A 23722-nucleotide genomic window follows, 5' to 3' on the forward strand; every position below is an offset into this window, starting at 1 on the left:
TTTCCTGAGCGGACGCCAGCACTTCGAAAAACCAAAACTTTGCTACGTTTATTGAAAGGCTTTTCAGGGATAACACGATGACAAAATATCGGCTCAGCAATGAAACGCGTCTCTGGCGCTGGCAGGACGGATCAACACCGTGCACAACGCCTCTAAGACAAATTATTGCCGTGAAGGATTTTAACGATGTGACCAGCGGGACTAAAGGCGGTTGGGTTGAGGATGAACACGCGCTCGCCCAGGACGGGGATTGCTGGGTTTACGATGAAAACAGCGTGGTGTTTGCCGGGGCCAGTATATCCGGTAACGCCCGCCTCACCCAACCCTGCATCGTAAGCCACCGCGCACACGTTGGCGGCAACAGCTGGCTTGACGCGGCCGAGGTGAGTCACGGAGCGGTAATAAGTGACAACGTCACCATTCAGCACTCCACCGTACGCGGGGAATGCCGTATCGCGGGTGACGCGCGGGTGCTGCACAACAGCCTGGTGATTGCAGCCAAAGGGCTGACACCCGACCGTGAGCAGATCCTGCAAATTTATGACCGAGCCATGGTCAGCCAGTCGCGTATTGTGCATCAGGCACAAATCTACGGTGATGCCATGGTGACCTGGGCCTTTGTTGAGCACCGCGCCGAGGTGTTCGATCGCGCCATTCTTGAGGGCAACGCGCTGAATAACGTCTGGGTGTGCGACTGCGCCAAAGTGTACGGCAGCGCCCGTCTGCTGGCTGGTCTGGAGGATGATGCCATCCCGACCGTGCGGTACAGTTCACAGGTCGCGGAAAACGCCCTCGTCGAAGGCAACTGCGTCATTAAACACCACGTATTAATAGGCGGCGAGGCGTGGTTACGCGGCGGGCCGATCCTGATTGATGACAAAGTGGTCATTCAGGGGCGGGCGCGTATCAGCGGCGATGTCCTGATTGAGCATCAGGTGGAAATAACGGACGATGCGGTTATCGAGGCGCTGGAGGGTGAAAGCATTCACGTCCGGGGAGCCAAAGTGATCAACGGCGACACGCGGATCACCCGGACGCCGCTGCTGGGGGCGCTATAGCGGGAAGATTCTGGCGTACAGGTTCACGTCATCGTAACGGCCGTTGAGCATTTCCGCTTCCCGCAAACAACCTTCCAGCGTGAAACCGTTGCGCTGCGCCACCCGGTTACTGCTCTGGTTATCCACGCGACACTTGATCACAAAACGGCGGATCTCGCCGCGCTTAACGTAATAGCGCATAAACGCCTGGAGCGCCTGAGAAAGTATTCCCTGCCCCTGATGCGCTTCGTCGAGCCAGTAGCCGATATACCCGGCCTTATTCGCAGGCTCGATCGCGTTGAAAGACAGCACGCCCACCAGCTCGTCATTCATAAAAATCAGGAACATTTTGGCGTAACCGCGCTGGTGCAGCATCTGGTTGCTCTGCACGTTGCGGCGCGTGTCCTCTTCGCTGCCGACATGCTGCGCCCAGTCGAAGGCGCTTTGCAGCCAGGTTTTGTTTTTGATTACGAGGTTATGCAGATCGGTGGTATAGCGCTCTTCGACGGCGCGAAGCTCGATTTCCTGGGTTACGGGGATGATTTCTGAAGACATGGTGCCTCTTAATTGTCGGGTGGCGCTGACGCTTACCCGGCCTACAAATGCGTCCAGAGCAGGCCGGGTAAGGCGAAGCCGCCACCCGGCACAAACCCATAAGGACTAGCGCATGATCCGGTCGTCAACGTAGTTACGTTTGTCCGGCGCGGGCGGGAAATACTGGTACAGCCAGGTCTCGCTGATGGCGTCGCCCTGACAGCGCAGGAACAGACGCATATCGACCGGCTCGGTGGAGTCAGAGGTTGGATACCAGTCAAACAGAATGCGATACCCGTCGAACGGCTCGACGTAGAGGATCTCCACCTGCTTCGCTTCACCGCTGGACAGGGTGATCACCGGCTCAATGCCCTTCGGTGCGGCGGCCTTCAAATCGCCCCCGACGAAGTCGATGGCAAAGCGACGGGCCCACACTTTCGGGTAATTTTCACCCGGCGCCCAGCCCTCCGGGAAGCCGCCCATACCGGTACGGGTAGCGTAGACGTTTGCCAGCGGTGAACGCACCGGTGGCTGCGCGCTCCAGTAGAGACGGTATTTGAAGTCCAGTTCATCACCCGCCTGCACCGGTTTTTCCGGCTGCCAGAAGCAGACCACGTTATCGAGCGTCTCGCCGGTTGTCGGGATCTCCATCAGGGCGATGGATCCTTTACCCCAGTTGTTGCGCGGCTCGACCCACAGGCTTGGTCGCTTGTTATACCAGCCCATGACGTCCTGGTAATGGGAGAAATCACGGTCAAGCTGCAACAAACCAAAGCCTTTCGGGTTTTTATCCAGATAAGCGTTAAATTGCAGCTTTTGCGGGTTGTTCAGCGGTCGGCAGATCCACTCTCCGTTACCGCGCCACATTGCCAGGCGGTCTGAATCGTGGATCTGCGGATGAATGGTGTCGCACATGCGGCGTTCGTTGTTGCCGCAGCTGAACATGCTGGTCATCGGCGCGATGCCGAGCTGCTTGATGTCTTTGCGCGCATAGAGATGGTTTTCGACGTCCATGATCACCTGGCTCTTCTCACAGTGGATCACAAACTTATAGGCACCGGTAATGCTCGGGCTGTCCAGCAGCGCATAGACGGTAAAGGTGGTATCGCCCGGCTTAACGGTTTCAAACCAGAAGGAGGTGAAATCCGGGAACTCTTCCGGGGTGTCAGTAAAGGTATCCACCGCCAGCCCGCGTGCGGAAAGGCCGTACTGGTAGGTATCATCCACTGCGCGGAAGTAGCTCGCGCCCAGGAACGAAACGATATCGCGTCGCGCCAGTTCGGGCGCTTTAAAGACGCGGAATCCGGCGAAGCCGAGGTCGCTCTGACCTTCAAGCTGTTTGGTATCCACGCCCGTATCGCCGTAGCTGAACAGCTCTGGACGGAAATGGATCTCACGCGCCTGAGAGGTGCTTTGATCCAGCGAGAACATGCGCACGCGGCGGCGGAATCCCATCCCCATATGGAAGAACTGGGCGTCCAGCTGGCGACCTTCAATGTTATTCCACAGCGACTGTTTCTCATCGTAACGAATGGCGTTGTACGCCTGCGGCGTCATGGTGGCCAGCGTTTCCGGCAGCGGACGCGGCGCACCACCCCACGGGGTTTTCGCCAGATCGTGCGCCATGGATTGCAGAACAGAGAAGTCAAAGCGACGGCTCTGACCGTCGGCAATGTCGGAGTCAGCAGCATACGCCGCCTGGGAAAACAGAGAAGCAAGGCCAGAAGTGCCGCTCAGGGCAGCCATTGCCAGGGAACCTTTGAGAAAACGTCTGCGATTCATGCCTGAGAAAACGTCCTTATGGTCGTGTGAATGAGTTTCGCGCGCAGCGAAATGACGGCAAGAAAGAACGCACAGCCTAAACAAAAACGGTTAAGAATCCAATTGTTGGCGGGTGATTATCTGAACAAACCGAGAAATATTTTCTGTCGACCAGAACGGCCTGAAAAAGGGGTAAAGTTATGTATAAAAGAGTCCCGGCTGGACATCGACAGCCGGGACCAACGAGGCGGTTATTTTACGCTGACATCGATACCCGGGAAGTACTTATCAGCCAGTTTAGCGATCGTGCCGTCGGCACGTACTTTATCAATTGCGGCATCAAGCTGCTTTTTGGTGGCCTCATCCCCCTTACGCAGCCCAAAGCCGATCCCACTGCCGAGGATGGTGTCGTCCGACACCGGTTTGCCGATAAAGCCAAACCCTTTACCCTGCGGCTTGCTGAGGAAACCTGCCTGCCCGGCCGCTGACATGACCAGCGAGGCATCGATGCGGCCATTCAGCAGATCTCCCCAGGCCATATTCTGATCTTTATAAGACACCACGGTGACACCGTGCTTTTCCCAGTGCTCTTTGGCGTAGGTTTCCTGAATTGAACCCTGGAGAACGCCGATGGTTTTGCCCTTCAGCCCTTCCGGCGTGGCCTCTACCGCAGAACCGGCTTTGCCCACCAGCTGGGAGGGAATACGGTAGATGGGCTGGGTAAAATCAATGCTCTTACGACGCTGTTCGGTGATGTTCATCGCCGAGTTTATGGCGTCGAACTTTTTCGCCAGCAGACCGGGAATCAACGCATCAAACGAGGTTTCTACCCAGCTGCACTTCAGCGCGGCGGCTTTACAGATGGCATTTCCCAGTTCTACGTCAAATCCTTCCAGCTCCCCTGAGGCATTGCGGCTTTCAAACGGCGGATATTCCGCTTCCAGCCCGTATCGCAACTCGGTAGCAGCAAACGACGAGAATGAACACAGCAGTCCTATGCCGACAACTAACGCGCGTAATTTCATCTCAAATTCCTTAACGTGGTGTAACCCGACAAAGGGCCTGGGCACCTGCCCGTAACGTCGCCTCATCTTTCGCAAAAGAGAGACGGATCAGTTTATTGTCCGTGCCATCGGCATAAAACGCTGACAGCGGAATGGTGGCAACCCCGTACTCGACAATCAGCCTTTTCACCATCTCGCTGTCGCGCTCGTCGCTAAAGCCGCTGTAATCCGCAAGCAGGAAAAACGAACCGGCACTCGGAAGCAGCCTGAACGGTGAGTCGGCGAGCAAACTTTGCAGCAGATCGCGCTTGCGCTGATAAAACGCCGCCAGCGACAGCCAGGTTTGCGGATCGGTCATGTGTTCGGCAAACGCGTACTGCATCGGCGTATCGGCCGAGAACATTAAAAATTGATGGACCTTACATATTTCATCCATCAGCTCCGCGGGCGCCACACAATAACCCACGCGCCAGCCGGTGACGTGATAGGTTTTTCCGAAAGAAGAAATAATCACGCTGCGCTCCGCCAGTTGCGGGTGCGTCGCCATCCCGTGATGCGGTTCGCCATCAAAAACGACGTGCTCGTACACTTCGTCAGACAAAATGATGATGTCGGTGTGGCGCGTCAGCACTGCCAGCTGGTGCAGATCGGCGGCTGAAAACACCTGTCCGCTCGGGTTGTGCGGCGTATTGACGATGATCATCCGCGTGCGTGGGGTAATAGCCGCGCGTACTTCATCCCAGTTCACGGCAAAATCCGGTACCGTCAGCTTAATAGCGATCGGCGTCGCCCCCTGCAGACGGACAATCGGCGCATAGCTGTCAAAGGAGGGCTCGAAATAGATCACCTCATCGCCAGGATGAACCAGCCCGCTGATGGCTGAGTAAAGCCCTTCGCTGGCGCTGGCGGTCACCAGTACCTCACTCGCCGGGTCATAGCGGGTGCCATAGAGCGTGGCAATTTTGTCCGCGATGCGCTCTCTGAGCGGTTGCAGCCCGGTCATGGAGGCATACTGGTTATGCCCTGACTCCATGGCGCGAGTGACGCCGGAGATAAGTTTTGGGTCGCAGGAAAAATTCGGCGCACCCTGAGAAAGGTTGATGGCGTTATGCCGGGCTGAAAGCTGGCCGATAACGGTAAAAATGGTGGTTCCCACATCGGGCAATTTGGATCGTGTCTGCACCGGCGTTTTCAAAGTCATCCTCTGTCCCTTCTCGTGGTGAATGCATAACTATTCAAACAACAACTTCATTGCCGGGACAATCGAATTGTTGTCATAATAGCCATGACAAAAACGCATAGCTAAGGTGAGATATGTCGCGTCGTTCATTTCCGCTTAATGCCGTAGAGACGTTTATCGTGACCGCGCGTCACCTGAATCTTACCCATGCCGCGAAGGAGCTTTGTCTGACGCAGGGGGCGGTAAGCCGCAAAATTGCCTCGCTGGAAAGCTGGTTCGGCTTCCCGCTGTTCGAACGCCATGCTCGCGGCCTGCGTCTTTCTTCACAGGGAAGCGCCCTGCTGCCGGAACTGCAATCTGCGTTTGAGCACCTGCTTAACGTTGTTGAACAGGCGCGGACGCACCAGACTATAATTCGTCTGAAAGCGCCTACCTGCGCGATGCGCTGGCTGGTACCGCGTCTGTTACAGGTCGAGCGCGAACAGCCGGAACTCCAGATTGCGCTGACCACTACCACCGATCATAACGTCAATTTCAAAACCGAATCCTATGACGCGGCGATTGTGTTTGGAACGCACATGAGCGCTGGCGATCTGCTGTTCGAAGAGGCCTTAACCCCGGTGATGAGCCCGCTGCGGGCCGGTTCTGCGCTGGAAACACTCACCTTCCTTCACCCCACGCGGGACAAAACGGACTGGACGCTGTGGCTGGCGAAACAGCCGCGTCCGGCGCCAGCTATGCTCAAAAATCAACACTTTGAAACCATGGATCTGGCCATTACCGCCGCCATTCAGGGGCTGGGCATCGCCATTGCGGATGAAACGCTGGTGGAGGAGGACGTGCGCGCCGGACGGCTGATGCGGCCTTATGATACGAGCATAAAGACGGGGGCGAGCTACCGGCTGGTGTTACGCGACGCACCCGACCCGGAGAACGGGCTGGATGCGTTTCGTGCCTGTCTGCTCAGTCGAGGCTGACGTGGTGTTTCATCACCCGTTTGAAGAGGCTCATACGGGCACGCATGAAGCGGTTTTCAAGCCGAAAACCTGCATGTTTATTCACACCGATACGTAACAGCACGTCTCGCCCTTTCCGGCAGGCGGGCCAGCGCGTGGGCCCTGTCAGGCTATCGCGTGCCCCCGCATCCCGGGCGAAGCTCACCCAGTAGTCCGCCACCTGAGCGGCGAAGGCCAGATCGCGTTCATTTACATACTGCCGCGAGGGTTCCACCTGCCCAAGGGTATCGAACACGTAGGGCACTTCGTTACCGTGCCAGGCGCCGTTGGTATACGTCGCGTGCTCCGCTTCGGCCACATAATCAAACCAGTATCGCCAGCACAGGCCGCCTGCCCGCTGCTGCGCCTGCATCACCACGTATCCCATGGTGGTAAAGGCCATGTCGCGGCAAACCTGCCTGCCGAGTTCCTCATCGCCCTTCACGCCCGGATAAAGCAGCTTGATCAGCCCCAGGCCAAAGCGCCGCTCGCGACGGAGCTTCTGGATCTGACCGGCCAGATCGATCCCGAACACCGACATCACGCTGGCTTCGTCGCTGTTCGACCCAATCATCACCGGTACTGAATGCTGACGGGCAGCGAAAAAGACATCGAGCATGGCCTCAGGCAAAACGCAGTCACCCACGATGGGCGCAGGGGCGATATTCAGTGGCGAGGTCAGCGGCCAGAACGCCTCAGGCGGGATCGCGCGAAGCTGTTCCGCGGTGGCATTTTGCAGGCCAAAATGGGCAGCAATCGCTTCGCCTTTATGCATGGCCTGCTCGCGCGGGGTGTCGGGCAGCGTGTACCCGCTTTGCACAATGGCTTTATGGAACAGTCCTCCCACAAGCGGAGAAGCCATCAGCGACAGCACGCTGCGCGCACCGGCCGACTCGCCAAATACGGTGATGTTCTCAGGATCGCCGCCGAACGCGGCAATGTTATCGCGCACCCATTCCAGGGCCTGGATCTGATCGAGCAGCGCAAAGTTATGCACCACGTGTTCTTCTTCCCCCTCCAGCGCCGGATGGGCAAAAAAGCCGAGGTGGCCGAGACGGTAATTAATTGTCACCACCACCGTACCGCGCTTCGCCAGCGCCCTGCCGTTATACGGAGGCAGACCGCCAGCGCCGAGGGTAAATCCTCCGCCGTGCAGCCAGACCATCACCGGAAGCGGATCGGCGCGTGCGACTGGCGACCAGACGTTAAGGTACAGGCAGTCTTCAGAGAACTGGCCGGGATCGCCGCCGCCCAGCTCCTGACAGCTTTCGCTGCTCTGCCAGCTGGAGGCGGAGAATGCCGTCGCCGGACGCACGCCATCCCAGCGTGCAGGGGGGCGTGGGGAGCGCCAGCGCCACGGGCCAACCGGCGGTGCCGCATAAGGAATGCCACACCACACATGGGTATCGCCTTCAGTAGAACCAATTAGTGCGCCCTGGCGCGTTTCAACCACAGGGGCGGAGGGATTTTCCATACCAACCTTCTTTTTCCATCACACCCCTGCAGAGTAACGGTTTCAGAGCAAACCGCAACGCTGTTTGCTGCGCGCTTCCGCCTCCTCGTAAAGTGTAAACTCGTCGTACACCGCACAGCCGAGCGCGGCTTCGAAGGCATTGCGGCTGGCATTGCCGTGGCTGCGCGCCTGCGTTTCATTGCCAAGATTCGACTGGAAAATCCCCGCCGCGCTGACGGGCAGAAAATCCTCATAGGTGATCGGCTGCGCCACAACCCAGCCGCGTTCGATCAGCGGCTGCGGATCGTCACCGGGACGAAACGCGTGGCGATGCGCCTCACCTGTCGGAGTCAGACGGTAGCGGAAATAAGCCAGCCCCTGACGGCGCAGGAACATTTCGCTGTCCGGGAAGGTGCTGAATATCTCGCGCAGGTGAAGCTGATGGGTCAGGTTGTCTTTGCCGGTCCCGGCCTGATTTAACAGACGGTCGTACAGCTCGCGTCCTTTCGGCGTAAGGGCCACGCCCCGCTGCTCAATCTCACCGAAACGCGCGGTATGCGTACCCTTGTGTTCTCCCGCGAAAAGCACCGGCTCTTCCAGCGCCTTAAAGCTGGTCTGGCGCAGGAGGATCGGCACCTCGCGGCGTGGCGGGCCTTCAATCAGGATTTTCGGCTCAATGCCGTACTTCGGCATCAGTTCCTGTACCCGGTCGATATCCAGCGTGCGCGGCGTGAGATGGTTGATATGGCACCCTGGGAAACAGACCACATCGGCTATCAGGCGATGTTCGTTACTAAGCGCCAGATAGGTTTCCTGATCGACCGTCGCATGGCGATGCCAGCGGAAGGTTTCTAAGGCTTCCTGCACAAATTCGCGCGCCTGTGCCTCGGTAAAGTGTCCCTGTACATCATGCAGGTCGATCAGGTCCAGGCAGCGCGGCGTAAAGATGTTGCGCCGGGAGAGGATCTCTGCCGCCCTTTCGCGCAGCGCAACGTTTTCAATCAGCTCCAGGCGCAGCAGCGAGGTAAAAATGCGAAACGGATTACGGCAGAGCGCCGCATCGTCAGTCGGACGAAACGCCGTCGAGTGGACGGGCACGCCCGCCTGGGAGAGATCGTAGTAGCTGACCGGGTACATGCCCATAATGGCGAAGATCCGGCGCAGGGTGGAAAGCTCCTGCGCGGTGCCAACGCGGATCGCACCGTGACGTTCAACATTCAGGCGCGCCAGTTCGTCTGCATTTGCCAGTTGTTCATGTAAAAGTGGGTTATTTTCCAGAACCGCCAGGTTAACGTCCGCCACCAGTTCCAGCAAGGTGCCGTACTGCGGAACTTCCTGCTGGTACATCGCCGACATAGCCTGCGAAAAGTGTTCCCGAATATCATCCGCCGTGATGGTGTTCGCCATAATGTCATGCCTCCAGTGAATACTACCTGGAGTGTAGAGAAGCCCGTTCTTTTCGTTGGGAAGAATTTACAAATTGTGATCCAGGCAGACGAGTGGTCAAAGCATGGGCGTTTTCGAAAAACAGTTGTAACTCAAACAGATCAAATGTTAAGAATATTTTGCTATCAGGTTATCAAATTCAAACAACTTAACTTGTCACCCGCGTCGCTCTGTTTTTAACATCGCCTATGGAAAAAAATGGTCTGTTCAGTCAGCGCATACGCTTGCGCCATTTGCATACATTTGTGGCCGTCGCTCAACAGGGAACGCTGGGGCGAGCGGCTGAAACCCTTAACCTTAGTCAGCCTGCACTATCCAAAACGCTGAACGAACTGGAACAGCTTACCGGAACCCGTCTGTTCGACCGCGGCCGTCTGGGCGCTCAGCTTACGCTCGTAGGCGAACAGTTCTTGACGCATGCCGTTAAAGTTCTTGATGCCCTCAATACCGCCGGTCAGGCCTTAAACCGTAAAGAAGAGCAGGCCAGCTACATCGTGCGCGTGGGGGCACTGCCAACGGCGGCGCTGGGCATATTGCCTGCGGCGATCGGCCAGTTCCACCGCCAGCAAAAGCACGCCACGCTTCAGGTCGCGACCATGAATAACACCATGCTGCTGGCGGGCCTGAAGTCAGGCGAGCTGGATCTGGGCATTGGCCGGATGTCCGATCCGGAACTGATGAGCGGCCTGAATTACGAGCTGCTGTTCCTGGAATCACTGAAGCTGGTCGTGCGTCCGAATCATCCCCTGCTGCAGGATACCGTCACCTTAAGCCGCGTAATGGAGTGGCCGGTGGTAGTTTCCCCGAAAGGAACGGTTCCGCGTCAGAATGCGGAAGCGTTGCTGCAAATGCAGGGCTGCACGCTGCCTTCAGGGTATATTGAAACGCTCTCGGCGTCTCTTTCGCGCCAGCTGACGGTGGATTATGACTACGTGTGGTTTGTGCCGTCCGGCGCGGTGAAGGACGACCTGCGACGCGGCGTGCTCACCGCGCTGCCGGTAACCTCACCCGGCGCAGGAGAACCCATTGGGATCCTGACGCGGGTAGATGCCCCGCTCTCTGAAGGCGCCCAAACGCTGTTAAACGCCATTCGTAAGTCAATGCCTCTCTGACCCTAAACGCAGAACCCGCCGCGAGGGCGGGTCTGTCTTTCTCAGAACGTTTCCCAGTTATCACCTGAGACAGCCGCCGCCGGGGTTAAAGGCGCGGGTTTTGCTGCGGTTGCGGCAGCAGTCCTTCCTGCTCGTGCCCCGTTGAGACGAAACGCGCCAACGGCTTCCGTCAGACGCGCGCCCTGCTCTTCCAGCGAGGCCGCCGCCGCAGAGGCTTCTTCCACCAGCGAGGCATTCTGCTGCGTCACCTTATCCATCTCGGAAATCGCCTGGCTCACCTGAACAATGCCGCGGCTCTGCTCATCAGACGCGGCCGCAATCTCCAGCATAATATCGGTGACGCGTTTAACCGCCTCGACGATCTCATTCATGGTATTGCCCGCCGCAACCACCTCCCCGGAACCCTGACCGATAAGCGACACCGATTCATTAATCAGGCTTTCAATCTCTTTCGCCGCGTTCGCGCTGCGGCTTGCCAGGGTGCGGACTTCACTCGCCACGACCGCAAAGCCGCGTCCTTGTTCACCCGCACGCGCCGCCTCGACCGCCGCATTGAGCGCGAGAATATTGGTCTGGAACGCGATGCTGTTAATCACGGCGGTAATTTCAGAGATCTTCTTCGAGCTGGTGGAAATATTACCCATGGTTTTCACCACGCCGGAGACCATCTGCCCCCCGCGGCTGGCCTTACCGGAGGCATCTTCTGCAAGTTTACTCGCATGATGCGCGTTATCGGCGTTTTGCTTCACCGTCGCGGTGAGCTGCTCCATGCTGGCCGCCGTCTGTTCGATGGCCGCCGCCTGCTGTTCGGTTCGGGATGAGAGATCGGTATTACCCGCGGAGATCTCGCTGGTTCCACGGTAAATCTCCTCCGCCCCCTGCCGCACCGTGCCCACGGTTGCCACCAGCGCGTGCTGCATTGTTTGCAGATCGCGCGTCAGGCGGCCAATTTCGCTGCGCCCGGTCGGTTCGTCCGGCATGGTTAAATCGCCTTTCGCGATATTTTCGATACGCGTAGCGGCTCGCTGAAGCGGGTTTATCACCGTACGGCGCAGCACCACAAAGGTGATCACCGCCAGCGCCAGCGCCAGGCCAAACGCGCCGAACATAAACATCAGCCCCAGCCGGGTGCGGGTGTGAGCCTGCGCCGTCAGTGCGTTGGCGCGTTCGGTGCGGATTTTTATCGCCTTCAGCAGCACCGCGTTATAGGCATCGTCCAGCGGACGCGCGGTCTCATTTTCATGGTTGATAATGGCTTCAAACATGCCGTTTTTGGCATATTTCAGCATCGGCTGCATACCGGCGATGTAGGCGTCATAGCGGGCTTTCAGATCGCCATCCAGCGCTTCATCAGCCTGAGTGCGAACGGTGCGCTTCATATAGTCGGCAAATCCATCCTGCGACTGCCTGATGCGGGTCTCAGCCTCAGCGATGTTTTGCTTCATCGCCTCCATCTCCGCGATGCGGCTCGCCGCCCCCGCGTGGATCATGTTGATACGGGCGGTGCGTAAATGGTTGGAACTGTTTGACAGACCGGTGCGCACCTGGATTTCTGCTGTGACATCCTGCTGATCGTTATCGGCCTGGAGCAGGAAATAGCCTGCCAGACCCGAGCTCAAGGCAAACAGGAGAATAATGCCACCAAGAATGGAGGAAAACAGCGGAACCAGCCGGATGTGATGCAAGAAACTCAGCTTGTGCTGCGCCTGCATCGATGTTGTGTTGTCCATGACCGTCGACTCTCTTATAGGTAAGATGCGTAAAAACACGCCTGTAAAAGAGTCATCGGCACAGCGGGGAATTAGATTACGTCTAAAAGCGCCGGACAGGTCACACTTTAGAGAAGATCAGGGAAGAAATGCCAGCGGGAAAAACCGCTGGCAGAATAATCAGTTGTCGCCGAAATGGATGACGGTACGAATGGATTTTCCTTCGTGCATCAGATCGAAAGCTTCGTTGATCTGCTCCAGCGGCAGGCGGTGCGTAATGAACGGGTCGAGCTGAATTTTGCCGACCATCGCATCTTCAACCATGCCCGGCAGCTGTGTACGGCCTTTCACGCCGCCAAATGCCGACCCGCGCCATACGCGCCCTGTCACCAGCTGGAAGGGACGGGTTTTAATCTCCTGACCCGCGCCGGCCACACCGATAATGATGCTCTCGCCCCAGCCTTTGTGGCAGCACTCCAGCGCTGAGCGCATTACGTTGACGTTGCCGATACATTCGAAGCTGAATTCCACGCCGCCGTCGGTCAGCTCAACGATCACGTCCTGAACCGGTTTGTCGTAGTCTTTCGGGTTGATGAAGTCGGTCGCACCCATCTCACCTGCGAGCTTAAATTTCTCCGGGTTGGTATCCACAGCAATGATACGCCCAGCTTTCGCCTGTACCGCGCCCTGGATGACCGCCAGACCGATCCCGCCCAGGCCGAACACCGCCACGGTGTCACCCTCTTTCACTTTCGCCGTGTTATGCACCGCGCCGATACCGGTGGTGACACCGCAGCCGAGCAGACAGACTTTATCCAGCGGTGCCTGCGGATTCACTTTCGCCAGTGAGATCTCGGCGCACACCGTGTACTCGCTGAAGGTGCTGGTCCCCATGTAGTGATAGATTGGCTCGCCGTTATAGGAGAAGCGGGTTGTGCCGTCCGGCATAAGACCCTTGCCCTGCGTGGCGCGCACGGCCTGACAGAGGTTAGTTTTGCCGGATTTGCAGAACTTACACTCGCCGCACTCTGCGGTGTAGAGCGGGATCACATGGTCGCCGGGCTTCAGGCTGGTAACGCCTTCACCCACTTCCACCACTACACCGCCCCCTTCGTGGCCGAGCACCGCCGGGAATACGCCTTCCGGATCGTCACCGGACAGGGTAAACGCATCTGTATGGCAGACGCCGGTGTGAGTAATTTTGATCAGCACTTCGCCTTTCTTCGGCGGAGCAACATCAATTTCAACGATTTTCAGCGGCTGGCCTGGGCCGAACGCGACAGCTGCGCGAGATTTCATGATGTCTTTCCCTTGTTGTGAGGTGTGTGGGTTTATTTTAGATAAGAGCGCAGCAAATGGCCGACTTCCGCCATCCGCACTGCCCGCTGATCCGGGGTGGTCTCCCCCGTCACCAGCTCATCTTTGAGGTGAATTTCAACCATTTCACCCATCAGGCCATTGGCAGCACCGCGCACGGCGGCTATTTGCTGCAGAATGGCGAGACAGGGATCGCCCGACTCCAGGGCGCGTTCAAGGGCATCAACCTGGCCTCGAATGCGGCGGACGCGGGTCAGAATACGTTTTTTATCTTCGGGTGAATGCGGCATACGCCCTCCTGATACTATAGGGGGGTATGGTACCTCGTATGTTATTGCCCTGTAAACCACAAGATAGAGACGCTGCAATGAGCACATCGCCGGCAAGGAACAAAAGATATTTAGGGTTTATTCTGGCCGCTACGAATCCTATTTAGCTCGTAATGTTAAAATTCAGCACTTATATGGCACGATGTGAACAGAAATAACATTCTCGTCACCTAACATACTGCTACAAACAAAATGGTGGTGTTAATGATTGTACTAAAGAGCTTTTTATTCTTTGTTGGCGCGGCGGTCGCATGCGCGCTTATTATACTTTGTCTTTGGGTTGATATGCGGTTTGTCGGCCATGATATTCCGGAATTATCACTGACCGAAATCATGCAGGAAACGGTATTAGCGACTATCGTGTTTCTCCATTTTCGTCTGGCGAAAATGGATGAATCCATGCGTTACTGTAATATACTGGTTGGCGGTTTTTTCCTGACGATGTTAATTCGTGAACTGGACGCGCTTTTTGACCTCATTTCTCATGGGAGTTGGGTGTGGTTCGCGCTGATTACCGCTCTGCTGGCTATAATTCGCCCCGTTATGCATTTTCGCACTACCCTGGAACAGCTGGCAAAATACACGCAATCCCCCTGGTACGGTATTCTGTTGAGCGGCCTGCTGGCTGTACTGGTCTTCTCCCGTCTCTTTGGAATGCAGGTGCTGTGGCACGCCATTCTGGAGCATGGCTATATGCGTGTCGTGAAAAACGCCGTGGAGGAAGGTTCGGAATCGTTCGGCTATATGCTGTGCCTGGCCGCATCCCTTGGCTATTACATTACCTTTCGCGCTAACGCACGAGAGAAATAGTCTCTTCCCGCTACGTAGACAGAGACGGCGAGGGAAATATTTATCCACTCCATCCTTAGGGCGTTATGGTGGACATGTAAGAAAGACATATCCTAAAAAGAGATAATCAGGCGTCGATTTTAGCGAATTCTCTCTCACTCTTGCCATCAGCGTCTATCCTTAGACTATCAACAAAAGGAGGCTGGAATGTCTGATTTCGACACTGATAAAAATGCACAATACGCTGGCGATAAAGCCAAAAACAAACTTGATGAATTATCCGGCGCTGCGCAGCAGCAGTTTGGTGAATTCGTTGATTCCCCTAAACATCAGGTGAAAGGTGCAGCGAAAAAATATGCTGCCCAGGCCAGTGATGCCGTCTCGGATGTTACTGAAGCCGTCAGAAATAACCCGTTAACGGGCTTAATCGCTGCGGGTGCGGTAGGCATCGTTCTGGGACTTCTGCTGGGACGGAAATAATTTCAGGCCCTCCGGGGCCTTTTCTTTTCCCCACGTTTTTCTCCCTCTCTTCCCCCCTAATTTTGATAGTTCTTCTGACAAATCCCCGAACTGCACGAAAAACTTGTACAATTTAGATGTACAGATTTGACCGGATAGTATAAATTCGATGCCAGTGATGTTACAAAATTGTTTGTCAACGGTGGAAAATTATGCGTCGCAACCATGCTCCCTCTACAGCAGAAAGCGCTATAACCTTGTATTTTAACAAGGATAACGTCCCAACACAGCAGGAAACCCTTGGTGCCATCGTCAGTGAGATCATCAAAGAAAATGTACAACTGAGCAGAATGACAATTTGTACAAAGCTGTTGCGCAGAATTGAAGAATCAACGTCTGACGTTGAGAAAGCGCACTATAACGGTTTGATAGCCCTCTTCTTCGAGCGTTAACCTGAACACTGTTTTTAACTTACTAAGTTAGTCATGCTGAGTGAGAATAGAGCATCTGGATGCGATGACTAACCCCATGCTACAGCCGCGTGTAGCAGAGTGAGATTAAGCTATGCATAGAACTAAATTTGAACGACTTAAGGATGACCTTATCGGTGAGGCCGTATTATCCATACTGAAAGAGAACGGGCCTATTACCTTTGCGTCTCTTGCTAATCGCCTGCTGGCGATGGCTAACGTTGAATCAAATGATGAGCGTAAAAATGCATTGATTGCCGCTGAAGATGAAGTGCGCCAGCGTGTAACCGGCGTATCGCACGACCGGGGAAGAGTGATGGGCGATTATGAAATTGGCCGCATGCGCTCTCTCTTTACTCACAACACGCTTCTGAGCCCAAATAAGAAACACTAATTTTAACCGAGACGGTGACCACCATGAGTAAAGCGACTATGCACCAGACGTATAATTTTGAAGCCCTGCACGATAAAGGACTGGCGGAACACTTTCTTAATGCTGGAAAGCATCTCAGTGGTGAAGTTGAAGTGTTAGGCTCGGCAATACGCTGTATTATGCTGACCGGTGACAACCTTTCGAATAAAGAGATCATCCTGCAACTGATTCACGCCCTTGAAATTACCGAGGAGCCTGAAGCCTGCGATGTCATTCGCAACACACTTGAAATTGTTGTCGGCTTTACGCGTGATGATATCTGAGAATACACTATTGCGACGGTGATTGAGTGTTTTTTACTGGTGGTCGAATACTGTAGTCTGTCGTACCACCAGCATAGTGAAGCCGTTAACTAAATAGCCGTACCATTCGATCCAACTCTTCTTCTTTAACCGCGTGGGAAAGATAATAACCCTGGAATCGCTTAACCCCTAACGCGACAAGTTTTTCAAATTTTTCTTCGCTATCGACGCCTTCCGCAACGCATTCGGTCCCCGTCATGTCGCTGTAAACCTGTATCGCTTTAATAATGACCTGCCCCCACGATTAGATACAACACTCAGTTAGTAACGTCGGAATCTTCATTCTCAGAATGACCCTTTCTCCAGCCCGCTGCAAATTCAGACGGTGTCTGATAATTCAGCGTGGAGTGCGGGCGGCATTCGTTATAATCCTGCCGCCAGTCATTAATAATTTTCCTGGCATGAACGATATCGCTGAACCAGTGCTCATTCAAACATTCATCGCGAAATCGTCCGTTAAAGCTCTCAATAAATCCGTTCTGCGTTGGCTTGCCCGGCTGGATTAAGCGCAACTCAACACCATGCTCAAAGGCCCATTGATCCAGTGCACGGCAAGTGAACTCCGGCCCCTGGTCAGTTCTTATCGTCGCCGGATAGCCTCGAAACAGTGCAATGCTGTCCAGAATACGCGTGACCTGAACGCCTGAAATCCCAAAGGCAACAGTGACCGTCAGGCATTCCTTTGTGAAATCATCGACGCAGGTAAGACACTTGATCCTGCGACCGGTGGAAAGTGCGTCCATGACGAAATCCATCGACCAGGTCAGATTGGGCGCCGCCGGACGGAGCAGCGGCAGACGTTCTGTTGCCAGCCCTTTACGACGTCTTCTGCGTTTTACGCCCAGGCCACTGAGGTGATAAAGCCGGTACACGCGCTTATGATTAACATGAAGCCCTTCACGGCGCAGCAACTGCCAAATACGACGGTAGCCAAAACGCCTGCGCTCCAGTGCCAGCTCAGTGATGCGCCCTGATAAATGCGCATCAGCAGCCGGACGGTGAGCCTCATAGCGGCAGGTCGACAGGGATAAACCTGTAAGCCTGCAGGCACGACGTTGCGACAGACCGGTCGCATCACACATCAACATCACGGCTTCCCGCTTCTGGTCTGTCGTCAGTACTTTCGCCCAAGAGCCACCTGAAGCGCCTCTTTATCCAGCATGGCTTCGGCAAGCAGCTTCTTGAGTCTGGCGTTCTCTTCCTCAAGCGACTTCAGGCGCTTAACTTCAGGCACCTCCATACCGCCATACTTCTTACGCCAGATGTAAAACGTGGCATCGGAAATGGCATGCTTGCGGCAGAGTTCACGGGCGGGTACCCCAGCTTCGGCTTCGCGGAGAATACTGATGATCTGTTCATCGGAAAAACGCTTCTTCATGGGGATGTCCTCATGTGGCTTATGAAGACATTACTAACATCGGGGTGTACTAATCAACGGGGAGCAGGTCAATAATGCTATAGTCTTTGTCGTTAGCCACAAAGTGCTCAACAATATCGCGATCAAGCTTTAGTCCATCAACATTAATCAGTCTGATGGGCAGCATAGCATGATATTTTGAAAAACAGTCATCCAGAAAAAGCCGACATCCCTCGGCGCGTAAACGCTGGAGTGTTTCGGGAATATTTTTATCCTTTGTTACGTCAATCGTTTCAGCTAGTTCAAAGACCAGTTTCCCGGCCCACTGCGGTTTGAGTAACATTTCGACGGCCTTTTTGGCCATCCCCGGCAGCGCGTTTCCCGAAGCAAGTTGAGGAGGAATGTTAACTGAAAAATAATATTTTCCATTGTATTTATTGATACCTGATACGGCCGCATGGATGACTAACGCCGTTAGCTTGAGCCATATTTCACTATTTTTTATCCCTCCCAGAAAATAGGCTGGCTTCAGGATCTCACCTTTTTTATGCCAGCGCAGCAGGATTTCAAATCCAACTCCTTTTTTATCACTATCAGTGATAATTTGATAAGCCGCAAAGATTTCCCGTTTATGTAACGCTTGTAATATATCAATTTCCGTTTCCGAAAACACTTTTGTTTTATTTTTTCCTGCACAAACCTCATCTCTGAAAACGCGAGAGTCGCTAAACCATACTCTGATAATATATAATTTACCCAAACCCACCTTACGATGGGTATAAATAGTTTTATCTGACAGCCCTAACCTCTTACTCTGCTCTTTTATGGAAATACCCCGATAGAAATTCAGTAGCACGGTTAACTCGCGATGTGTTAACCCATGCAAATTTTCTTTACCCTCCTTGTCCGGTACGTTACGCAACAAGCGTGAAGGGCCAGCACGCTCATCTGTCTCATTTTTTACAAAGCCCAATATTTCTGTAATATTCTCTACCCTGATCGTGGAAAGCTTTTTTGTATTATTAACGAGACTTCTCAACGTTGCATTAAGCCATCGCTCAGGTAGTGCACCATACAGGGTGACCCTGCAAATCACCGGCAGTGCATTCAGAACGGATACCAAGCGCTTCAGGCTTTCAAGAAAAGTAGCAACGTCACGACCAAGGAAAACCGAAACCTCGGGCGATTGATTTTCCATCATTTTTTCAACGTCAACGGAACATATTTCATCCTCTTCAAAATGGAGTCGCGTGGCGTGTACGCCTCGAGATTTCAGAAGCAGGCTATACCCTTCAAAGGTGAAACCGCAGGCTGAAATAACAAACCGTTGCTTGTAGCAAGTACCTTGCACAGAAGGTAAATTTTGAGACATAACCTGCTCCTGAGAATACAAACATCATTCCCATATGTAATTAAAGCCAATATTCCTTGTCGCATTGAATAATTTTACCGCACCCCTTTTGGTTAATAAACCGTTATCAATGTTATGCACATGAACATCTTTGCGTTAATCAACCGACTCATCCATATGCAGCATAAATATCATTTTCTTTTCATATAACAACAGTAACCAGGACTTTCTCAAGGTATAATGAAAATTCCGAAAAAGAAGTCCGGACACTTCTTCTCATCGGCTCAGACAAAAAAGAGAAAATGCTATGGATAATCACATCTCATCCAGAGCTTTGCTACATCGACGGGATGTCATTAAAAACAACCCGCGATTTAGTGAAGCTATAATAGAACACTACAGAATCAATGACGCCATTTATAAAAAACAACCCCTGTTCTACAAAACGATGCTTCAGGAATCACGGTTCAATATAATACTCTCAATATGTTGTTTTGTTTTTGGCAATCAGGCTGAGTCGGTCTCGGAGATTAAGGCACTGTGCTCACGCTATAATATCGCCAGCTCTAACAGCGTTATTGCGATCATCACCATACTTAAAACCACCGGGCGAATTAAGACCTGGCGCTGTACCGAAGATCGGCGAAAAACAAAAATCGCGCCTACGGAAAAAGGACTGGATGAGCTTAAACGCTATATGTCCGGGGCGTTCACGCCTGTTAGCATTCTTTATCCGACATTCAACATTAATGTTAATCTTCTGGACAATGACACACTCAGGCACAACTTTTTCCGGCGCGCCGCAGAATACCTTTTCCGCGGATTAACATTCAGTAAAGTACTTCCGGAGGTGGGTTTATTTATTGATAAGGATGGTGGCCGAATGATTATGCTCTATCTCTATTTGCAGGCCATTAAAAACAAAACAGCATACGGTGCCATAATAGCGTATTCAGCCAGCACACTTGCAAAAGAATTTTTCGTCTCGCGTATTCACGTCAACCGCATTATCAAATCGGCACAGGAGGCAGGTTATCTTAAAGATCGCGGCGATGGCCGGATGTCCATTTACCCGGCATTTATCGAACTTGTCGAAAATTATGCCGGTTTATATTTTGCCTATGTCACACATTACATCAATGTGGTGCCAAAAGAACGACGCCATGCTGTCAACATGACGTCTACACTCTGATCTGACGGGCGTTCGGCTTGCTGAACGCCTTTTTTATCGCTCGCGCAGCGCCTCTTTTGCCTTATTTAACGGTTTCAGCAGATAATCAATGACGGATTTACTGCCGGTTTTGATATCAACCGTAGCTATCATGCCCGGAAACACCGGGAATTCCTTGCCCTGCCGGTTAGTCAGATGGTTACTGTCTGTACGGATATAAACGCGATAATAATAAACATCCCGTTTCACCTCGTCCTGAAGGGTATCCGGTGAAATCATCGTCACCTCCCCCTCCAGCCCGCCGTAAATGGAGTAGTCATAAGCGGTGATTTTCACCAGCGCTTTTTGCCCGGGATGGATAAACGCGACATCGCGCGGCGAGATTTTTGCTTCTATCACCATCTGGTCATCAAGCGGTACCAGGCTCATCAGTTTGCCGTTCGGCGGGATCACCCCGCCAACCGTCGTCACGTCAATGTCTTTCACGATGCCACGCACCGGCGCATTAAACGTTAAGCGGGTGAGTGAGTCTTCGCGCCCTTTCATCACCGAACGCTGCGCTTCGATTTCCGCGTTCGCTTTCGCCAGTTCTTCGCGGGCGCGAACGTAGTACTGGTTTTTCATCTCGGTGATTTTGCTCTCCAGCTCATTTTTTTGGCGTTCAAGGCGTAAGACTTCGACCTTACTGGCCGCCCCCTGCGTCACCAGCGGGCGCGTTAATGCCAGTTCACGCTGCACGAGATCCGCTCCCTGGCGTAAACCCGCCAGCCCTTTTTCAAGACTTTCGCGACGAGACTTGTAAAGCGCCGTTTCCTGTTTAACCAGCTCAACGTCGTCATCCAGCTCTGCCGGGAATGTCAGCCCGGTGTCGTTCACTTCAGCATTCAGACGCGCGGCTGTCGCCATCGCAGCATTTAATCGAGACTCGCTCTCAAGCACGCTGGACTCGGTTTTCGTCCGGTCCAGTTGGGCAAGCTGTTGACCACGCTCGACGATATCGCCTTCGCGCACCATCAGACTGTGGATAATCCCCCCTTCCAGGGACTGGATCACCTGCTCGTGGGAGGACGGGATCACCTTGCCACTGCCCGTAGTGACCTCATCCAGCTGGAACAGGCTGGCCCAGGTAATAAACACCACCAGCAGGGCAAACAGCGACCATGCCACCAGCGACGATCGCGGCAGGCGGGGCTCCTTCAGTCGGCTATTGAAGCGGGAGAAATCATTCATGCCACGCCCTCCGTTTTCAGTTTAACCGTGCGCTGCGGCGCCTGCTGCGGGGCCATTCCGTGCTGGCGTAAAATGGCATCACGAGGGCCATCCATCACCACTTTGCCGTTTTCCAGCACGATAATGCGGTCAACCAGGTCCAGAATCGGCAGACGATGCGTCGCCACCACCAGCGTCCGGCGCTTACCGAGCCACTGGTGCAGATGCTGGATAAATTGCTTCTCGCTGACCTCATCCAGCCAGGCTGTGGGTTCATCCAGCAGCAGAATATTCGGCGAGGTGATCAGCGCGCGGGCCAGCAACAGCGCCTGACGTTGCCCGCCGGAAAGCCCCATTCCGCCCTCGTTGATGATGGTGTTCAGCCCCATTTTCTGCTTGCGCACAAACTCCAGCGCGCCGCTATTGACCAGCGCCTGATGGATTTCCTCGTCTGTCGCCAGCGGATTACCCATCAGGATGTTGTCGCGTACGGAGCCGAAGAACAGCCTCGCCTGCTGACTGAGCAGCTGCATATCGCGGCGTACGTCAGCCGGGTCAAGATGATTGAGAGCAATATCGTCCAGCAAAATGCTGCCCTGCTGTGGCTCCTGCATTCCCGCCAGCAGGTGCAGCAAAGTGCTTTTCCCCGAACCATTCCGCCCGAGCACCGCCACGCGCTCCCCGGCGCGAATGCGCAGTTTGCTGACGTTCAGCACGGTGAGCTTCTCTTCTTCGTCGTAATAAAACCCGACGTCGTCCAGCTGATAATCACCGCGCAGGTGGGCTTTATGCACTTTTTTGCCGTGCTGGGGATCGTCAATCGGACGCTGCATCAGGTCATCCAGTCCCTTGCGGGCCACCTTTGCTGACTGCCAGCGGGAGAGCACGCCGGAAATCTGCGACAGCGGCGCAATGGTGCGGGACGCCAGAATCGAGGTGCCCACCAGCGCACCGGTGGTCATGTCGCCGCTGATGACCAGGTAACAGCCCACCAGCAGCACCACGGCGTAGACGATAGATTGCACCTCCTGGGTCCAGGTCAGCAGCAGCCCCGTCAGCCAGCGCTGTTTCATGCCGACGCTGGCGGCAACGTCATTGGTGTTATTCCACTGGTTCTGGAACCGCTGCTCGGCGCGCATCAGCTTGATGTCCTCAAGCCCCTGCACCGCTTCCACCAGCGTGGCGTTACGAATCGCCGATTCACGCATCCCTTCGCTGGAGAGTTTTCCCAGCGGGCGCTGCACCAGCAGGCCGGGAATGAGCAGCAGCGGCACGGCCAGCAGCACCACCAGCACCAGCGGGCCGCCAATCATCCACAGAATGAAGACGAACAGCAGGAAGAACGGCAGATCGGAGATGGCTGCAATGGTGGTGGAGGTGATCAGCTCCCGCACCGACTCCAGCTCGCGGATCTGGGCGATAAACGACCCGGTCGATTTCGACCGTGCGCCGTTTTTAATCCGCAGGGCGTGGGCAAACACGCGCTCGGAAATACGCAGGTCGGCGCGTTTCCCTACCACATCCGAAATATGCACCCGCAGCATGCGCATGATGAATTCAAACACGATAGCGATCATCACGCCCCCAAACAGCACCCACAGCGTGGCCTCCGACTGGGACGGCACCACCCTGTCATACACCTGCATGGAAAAGACCATGCCGGAGAGCGCCAGCACGTTGGCGACCAGCGCCACCAGCATAATGTCGCTGTAGCGACGCCAGTCTTTCAGCGCCAACTGCCAGAACCAGTTTTTCTCATAGGGTTTGATGTAATCATCCACGCGCGCATCCGGCGTGGACTCCAGGGGACGCAGCACCATCAGCCCTTTTAACCGCGAACCGAGTTCGTCACGCGTCAGCGTCGTCTCCAGGCCGCCGTCGCCGCTGAACTGCACGCTGATGTTCCCTTCATTGTCCATACGGTTGATGACCGCGATTTGCCCGCCGGTGAACTCCGCCAGCAGCGGTAAGCGCCACGGGTCGAGCGATACGGCTTCCGCCGCTACCCAACGCATCCCCAGCCCAAGCTGGCGCGCCATCTCCTCCAGCACCAGCTGGCGCGAAGACTGGCTTTCATGGTTAATCGTGACCCGAACATGCTCCGCCGAAAAATCCAGCCGATAGTGCTTAGCGATGATGAGCATGCCCTGCAACCAGGGTTCGTACTGTGGATGTGTCTTCATAATGCTACGTCCTGTTCAGGGCGATGATTTCGCACTGAAATGATACCTTTGCGAGATGATTAGAAATCGAACGTTGCCTAAACGAGCCCGCAAAATAATCTTGTGAAATAGAGGGTTATGG

22 protein-coding genes and 1 pseudogene are annotated in these 23722 nt (G+C 54.6%); 9 read left to right on the forward strand and 14 right to left on the reverse strand.

Annotated features, from left to right (window positions below; all coding sequences use genetic code 11):
- Positions 1 to 77: 77 nt before the first annotated feature.
- A complete protein-coding gene (gene ydcK, locus L350_RS16880) occupies positions 78 to 1058 on the forward strand; it encodes a YdcK family protein (protein WP_032624283.1) in 981 nt (326 codons plus the stop codon).
- Here the strand turns inward: ydcK and rimL are convergent.
- From rimL to L350_RS16860, 4 genes are all read right to left on the reverse strand, one after another.
- Positions 1053 to 1592, reverse strand: coding sequence for a 50S ribosomal protein L7/L12-serine acetyltransferase (rimL, locus tag L350_RS16875; protein WP_032624284.1), 540 nt, complete (start codon positions 1590 to 1592; stop codon positions 1053 to 1055). The genes ydcK and rimL overlap by 6 nt on opposite strands.
- Positions 1593 to 1697: 105 nt before the next feature.
- A complete protein-coding gene (locus L350_RS16870; protein WP_032622222.1) occupies positions 1698 to 3353 on the reverse strand; it encodes a glucan biosynthesis protein D in 1656 nt (551 codons plus the stop codon).
- 230 nt (positions 3354 to 3583) lie between these two features.
- Positions 3584 to 4357, reverse strand: a complete 774-nt coding sequence (locus tag L350_RS16865; protein WP_023300074.1) for an ABC transporter substrate-binding protein — start codon at positions 4355 to 4357, stop codon at positions 3584 to 3586.
- Between the two features lie 10 nt (positions 4358 to 4367).
- Positions 4368 to 5537, reverse strand: coding sequence for a pyridoxal phosphate-dependent aminotransferase (locus tag L350_RS16860; protein ID WP_032624285.1), 1170 nt, complete (start codon positions 5535 to 5537; stop codon positions 4368 to 4370).
- 113 nt (positions 5538 to 5650) lie between these two features.
- Between L350_RS16860 and L350_RS16855 the strand changes: the two genes are divergently transcribed.
- Positions 5651 to 6493 carry a LysR family transcriptional regulator gene (locus L350_RS16855; RefSeq protein WP_032624286.1) on the forward strand — a complete coding sequence of 281 codons (843 nt, stop codon included), beginning with the start codon at positions 5651 to 5653 and terminating at the stop codon, positions 6491 to 6493.
- Here L350_RS16855 and L350_RS16850 read toward each other — a convergent pair.
- Complete coding sequence (locus L350_RS16850) at positions 6480 to 7985, reverse strand: carboxylesterase/lipase family protein (protein WP_032624287.1); 1506 nt, start codon at positions 7983 to 7985, stop codon at positions 6480 to 6482. The two genes, L350_RS16855 and L350_RS16850, sit on opposite strands and share 14 nt — an antisense overlap.
- A 42-nt stretch (positions 7986 to 8027) precedes the next feature.
- Positions 8028 to 9371, reverse strand: coding sequence for a 2-oxoadipate dioxygenase/decarboxylase HglS (locus L350_RS16845; RefSeq protein WP_022648074.1), 1344 nt, complete (start codon positions 9369 to 9371; stop codon positions 8028 to 8030).
- Between the two features lie 227 nt (positions 9372 to 9598).
- Between L350_RS16845 and L350_RS16840 the strand changes: the two genes are divergently transcribed.
- The gene (locus L350_RS16840; RefSeq protein WP_032624288.1) at positions 9599 to 10522 is read left to right on the forward strand and encodes a LysR substrate-binding domain-containing protein; all 924 of its coding nucleotides are present in this window, start codon (positions 9599 to 9601) and stop codon (positions 10520 to 10522) included.
- Between the two features lie 41 nt (positions 10523 to 10563).
- Here the strand turns inward: L350_RS16840 and L350_RS16835 are convergent, their stop codons facing one another.
- The 3 genes from L350_RS16835 to L350_RS16825 all read right to left on the reverse strand — a co-directional run bounded on the left by L350_RS16835 (position 10564) and on the right by L350_RS16825 (position 13838).
- Entirely contained in the window at positions 10564 to 12252 is a 1689-nt protein-coding gene (locus L350_RS16835) for a methyl-accepting chemotaxis protein (protein WP_032624289.1), read from the reverse strand.
- A 159-nt stretch (positions 12253 to 12411) separates the two neighbouring features.
- On the reverse strand, positions 12412 to 13530 hold the full coding sequence (locus L350_RS16830) for an S-(hydroxymethyl)glutathione dehydrogenase/class III alcohol dehydrogenase (RefSeq protein WP_032624290.1): 1119 nt from the start codon (positions 13528 to 13530) through the stop codon (positions 12412 to 12414).
- A 32-nt stretch (positions 13531 to 13562) separates the two neighbouring features.
- Entirely contained in the window at positions 13563 to 13838 is a 276-nt protein-coding gene (locus L350_RS16825) for a metal/formaldehyde-sensitive transcriptional repressor (RefSeq protein WP_003857256.1), read from the reverse strand.
- A gap of 243 nt (positions 13839 to 14081) precedes the next feature.
- On the opposite strand from L350_RS16825, the gene L350_RS16820 reads away from it, so the two are divergent.
- From L350_RS16820 to L350_RS16800, 5 genes are all read left to right on the forward strand, one after another.
- Positions 14082 to 14687, forward strand: a complete 606-nt coding sequence (locus tag L350_RS16820; protein WP_023300068.1) for a hypothetical protein — start codon at positions 14082 to 14084, stop codon at positions 14685 to 14687.
- A gap of 186 nt (positions 14688 to 14873) precedes the next feature.
- Positions 14874 to 15146 (forward strand): ElaB/YgaM/YqjD family protein, encoded by a 273-nt coding sequence (locus tag L350_RS16815; protein ID WP_032624291.1) that lies wholly within the window; start codon positions 14874 to 14876, stop codon positions 15144 to 15146.
- Between the two features lie 191 nt (positions 15147 to 15337).
- Positions 15338 to 15577, forward strand: coding sequence for a regulatory protein YcgZ (gene ycgZ, locus L350_RS16810; RefSeq protein ID WP_003857265.1), 240 nt, complete (start codon positions 15338 to 15340; stop codon positions 15575 to 15577).
- A gap of 112 nt (positions 15578 to 15689) precedes the next feature.
- Positions 15690 to 15989: a hypothetical protein gene (locus L350_RS16805; protein ID WP_023306164.1), complete on the forward strand. Its 300-nt coding sequence runs from the start codon at positions 15690 to 15692 to the stop codon at positions 15987 to 15989.
- 23 nt (positions 15990 to 16012) lie between these two features.
- Entirely contained in the window at positions 16013 to 16291 is a 279-nt protein-coding gene (locus tag L350_RS16800) for a biofilm development regulator YmgB/AriR family protein (protein WP_075208094.1), read from the forward strand.
- Positions 16292 to 16376: 85 nt separating this feature from the next.
- Here L350_RS16800 and L350_RS23065 read toward each other — a convergent pair.
- The 3 genes and pseudogenes from L350_RS23065 to L350_RS16785 all read right to left on the reverse strand — a co-directional run.
- Positions 16377 to 16559 (reverse strand): annotated as a pseudogene (locus L350_RS23065) (EAL domain-containing protein); the annotation flags it as partial.
- A 28-nt stretch (positions 16560 to 16587) separates the two neighbouring features.
- Positions 16588 to 17708 (reverse strand): IS3-like element ISSen4 family transposase gene (locus L350_RS16795; protein ID WP_096147877.1). Its coding sequence is split into 2 segments (ribosomal slippage): positions 16588 to 17450 and positions 17450 to 17708, totalling 1122 coding nucleotides; the frame shifts between segments, so codons are not numbered across the junction.
- A gap of 49 nt (positions 17709 to 17757) precedes the next feature.
- The gene (locus L350_RS16785; protein WP_032624858.1) at positions 17758 to 19059 is read right to left on the reverse strand and encodes an EAL domain-containing protein; all 1302 of its coding nucleotides are present in this window, start codon (positions 19057 to 19059) and stop codon (positions 17758 to 17760) included.
- Between the two features lie 286 nt (positions 19060 to 19345).
- Between L350_RS16785 and L350_RS16780 the strand changes: the two genes are divergently transcribed.
- Positions 19346 to 20230, forward strand: coding sequence for a hypothetical protein (locus L350_RS16780; protein WP_032624292.1), 885 nt, complete (start codon positions 19346 to 19348; stop codon positions 20228 to 20230).
- A 33-nt stretch (positions 20231 to 20263) separates the two neighbouring features.
- Here the strand turns inward: L350_RS16780 and L350_RS16775 are convergent, their stop codons facing one another.
- Positions 20264 to 21439: an HlyD family type I secretion periplasmic adaptor subunit gene (locus L350_RS16775; protein ID WP_032624293.1), complete on the reverse strand. Its 1176-nt coding sequence runs from the start codon at positions 21437 to 21439 to the stop codon at positions 20264 to 20266.
- Positions 21436 to 23601 carry a type I secretion system permease/ATPase gene (locus tag L350_RS16770; protein WP_022648065.1) on the reverse strand — a complete coding sequence of 722 codons (2166 nt, stop codon included), beginning with the start codon at positions 23599 to 23601 and terminating at the stop codon, positions 21436 to 21438. The genes L350_RS16775 and L350_RS16770 overlap by 4 nt, the downstream gene beginning before the upstream one ends.
- Between the last annotated feature and the right edge of the window lie 121 nt (positions 23602 to 23722).

Source organism: Enterobacter sp. MGH 4 (assembly GCF_000534735.1).
GTDB lineage: Bacteria > Pseudomonadota > Gammaproteobacteria > Enterobacterales > Enterobacteriaceae > Enterobacter > Enterobacter intestinihominis.

What these genes read in the sequence shown, in the direction of transcription:
- ydcK (WP_032624283.1), top strand. Translation starts at nt 78, where the DNA reads ATGACAAAATATCGGCTCAGCAATGAAACGCGTCTCTGGCGCTGGCAG.
- rimL (WP_032624284.1), bottom strand. Translation starts at nt 1,592, where the DNA reads ATGTCTTCAGAAATCATCCCCGTAACCCAGGAAATCGAGCTTCGCGCC.
- L350_RS16870 (WP_032622222.1), bottom strand. Translation starts at nt 3,353, where the DNA reads ATGAATCGCAGACGTTTTCTCAAAGGTTCCCTGGCAATGGCTGCCCTG.
- L350_RS16865 (WP_023300074.1), bottom strand. Translation starts at nt 4,357, where the DNA reads ATGAAATTACGCGCGTTAGTTGTCGGCATAGGACTGCTGTGTTCATTC.
- L350_RS16860 (WP_032624285.1), bottom strand. Translation starts at nt 5,537, where the DNA reads ATGACTTTGAAAACGCCGGTGCAGACACGATCCAAATTGCCCGATGTG.
- L350_RS16855 (WP_032624286.1), top strand. Translation starts at nt 5,651, where the DNA reads ATGTCGCGTCGTTCATTTCCGCTTAATGCCGTAGAGACGTTTATCGTG.
- L350_RS16850 (WP_032624287.1), bottom strand. Translation starts at nt 7,985, where the DNA reads ATGGAAAATCCCTCCGCCCCTGTGGTTGAAACGCGCCAGGGCGCACTA.
- L350_RS16845 (WP_022648074.1), bottom strand. Translation starts at nt 9,371, where the DNA reads ATGGCGAACACCATCACGGCGGATGATATTCGGGAACACTTTTCGCAG.
- L350_RS16840 (WP_032624288.1), top strand. Translation starts at nt 9,599, where the DNA reads ATGGAAAAAAATGGTCTGTTCAGTCAGCGCATACGCTTGCGCCATTTG.
- L350_RS16835 (WP_032624289.1), bottom strand. Translation starts at nt 12,252, where the DNA reads ATGGACAACACAACATCGATGCAGGCGCAGCACAAGCTGAGTTTCTTG.
- L350_RS16830 (WP_032624290.1), bottom strand. Translation starts at nt 13,530, where the DNA reads ATGAAATCTCGCGCAGCTGTCGCGTTCGGCCCAGGCCAGCCGCTGAAA.
- L350_RS16825 (WP_003857256.1), bottom strand. Translation starts at nt 13,838, where the DNA reads ATGCCGCATTCACCCGAAGATAAAAAACGTATTCTGACCCGCGTCCGC.
- L350_RS16820 (WP_023300068.1), top strand. Translation starts at nt 14,082, where the DNA reads ATGATTGTACTAAAGAGCTTTTTATTCTTTGTTGGCGCGGCGGTCGCA.
- L350_RS16815 (WP_032624291.1), top strand. Translation starts at nt 14,874, where the DNA reads ATGTCTGATTTCGACACTGATAAAAATGCACAATACGCTGGCGATAAA.
- ycgZ (WP_003857265.1), top strand. Translation starts at nt 15,338, where the DNA reads ATGCGTCGCAACCATGCTCCCTCTACAGCAGAAAGCGCTATAACCTTG.
- L350_RS16805 (WP_023306164.1), top strand. Translation starts at nt 15,690, where the DNA reads ATGCATAGAACTAAATTTGAACGACTTAAGGATGACCTTATCGGTGAG.
- L350_RS16800 (WP_075208094.1), top strand. Translation starts at nt 16,013, where the DNA reads ATGAGTAAAGCGACTATGCACCAGACGTATAATTTTGAAGCCCTGCAC.
- L350_RS16785 (WP_032624858.1), bottom strand. Translation starts at nt 19,059, where the DNA reads ATGTCTCAAAATTTACCTTCTGTGCAAGGTACTTGCTACAAGCAACGG.
- L350_RS16780 (WP_032624292.1), top strand. Translation starts at nt 19,346, where the DNA reads ATGGATAATCACATCTCATCCAGAGCTTTGCTACATCGACGGGATGTC.
- L350_RS16775 (WP_032624293.1), bottom strand. Translation starts at nt 21,439, where the DNA reads ATGAATGATTTCTCCCGCTTCAATAGCCGACTGAAGGAGCCCCGCCTG.
- L350_RS16770 (WP_022648065.1), bottom strand. Translation starts at nt 23,601, where the DNA reads ATGAAGACACATCCACAGTACGAACCCTGGTTGCAGGGCATGCTCATC.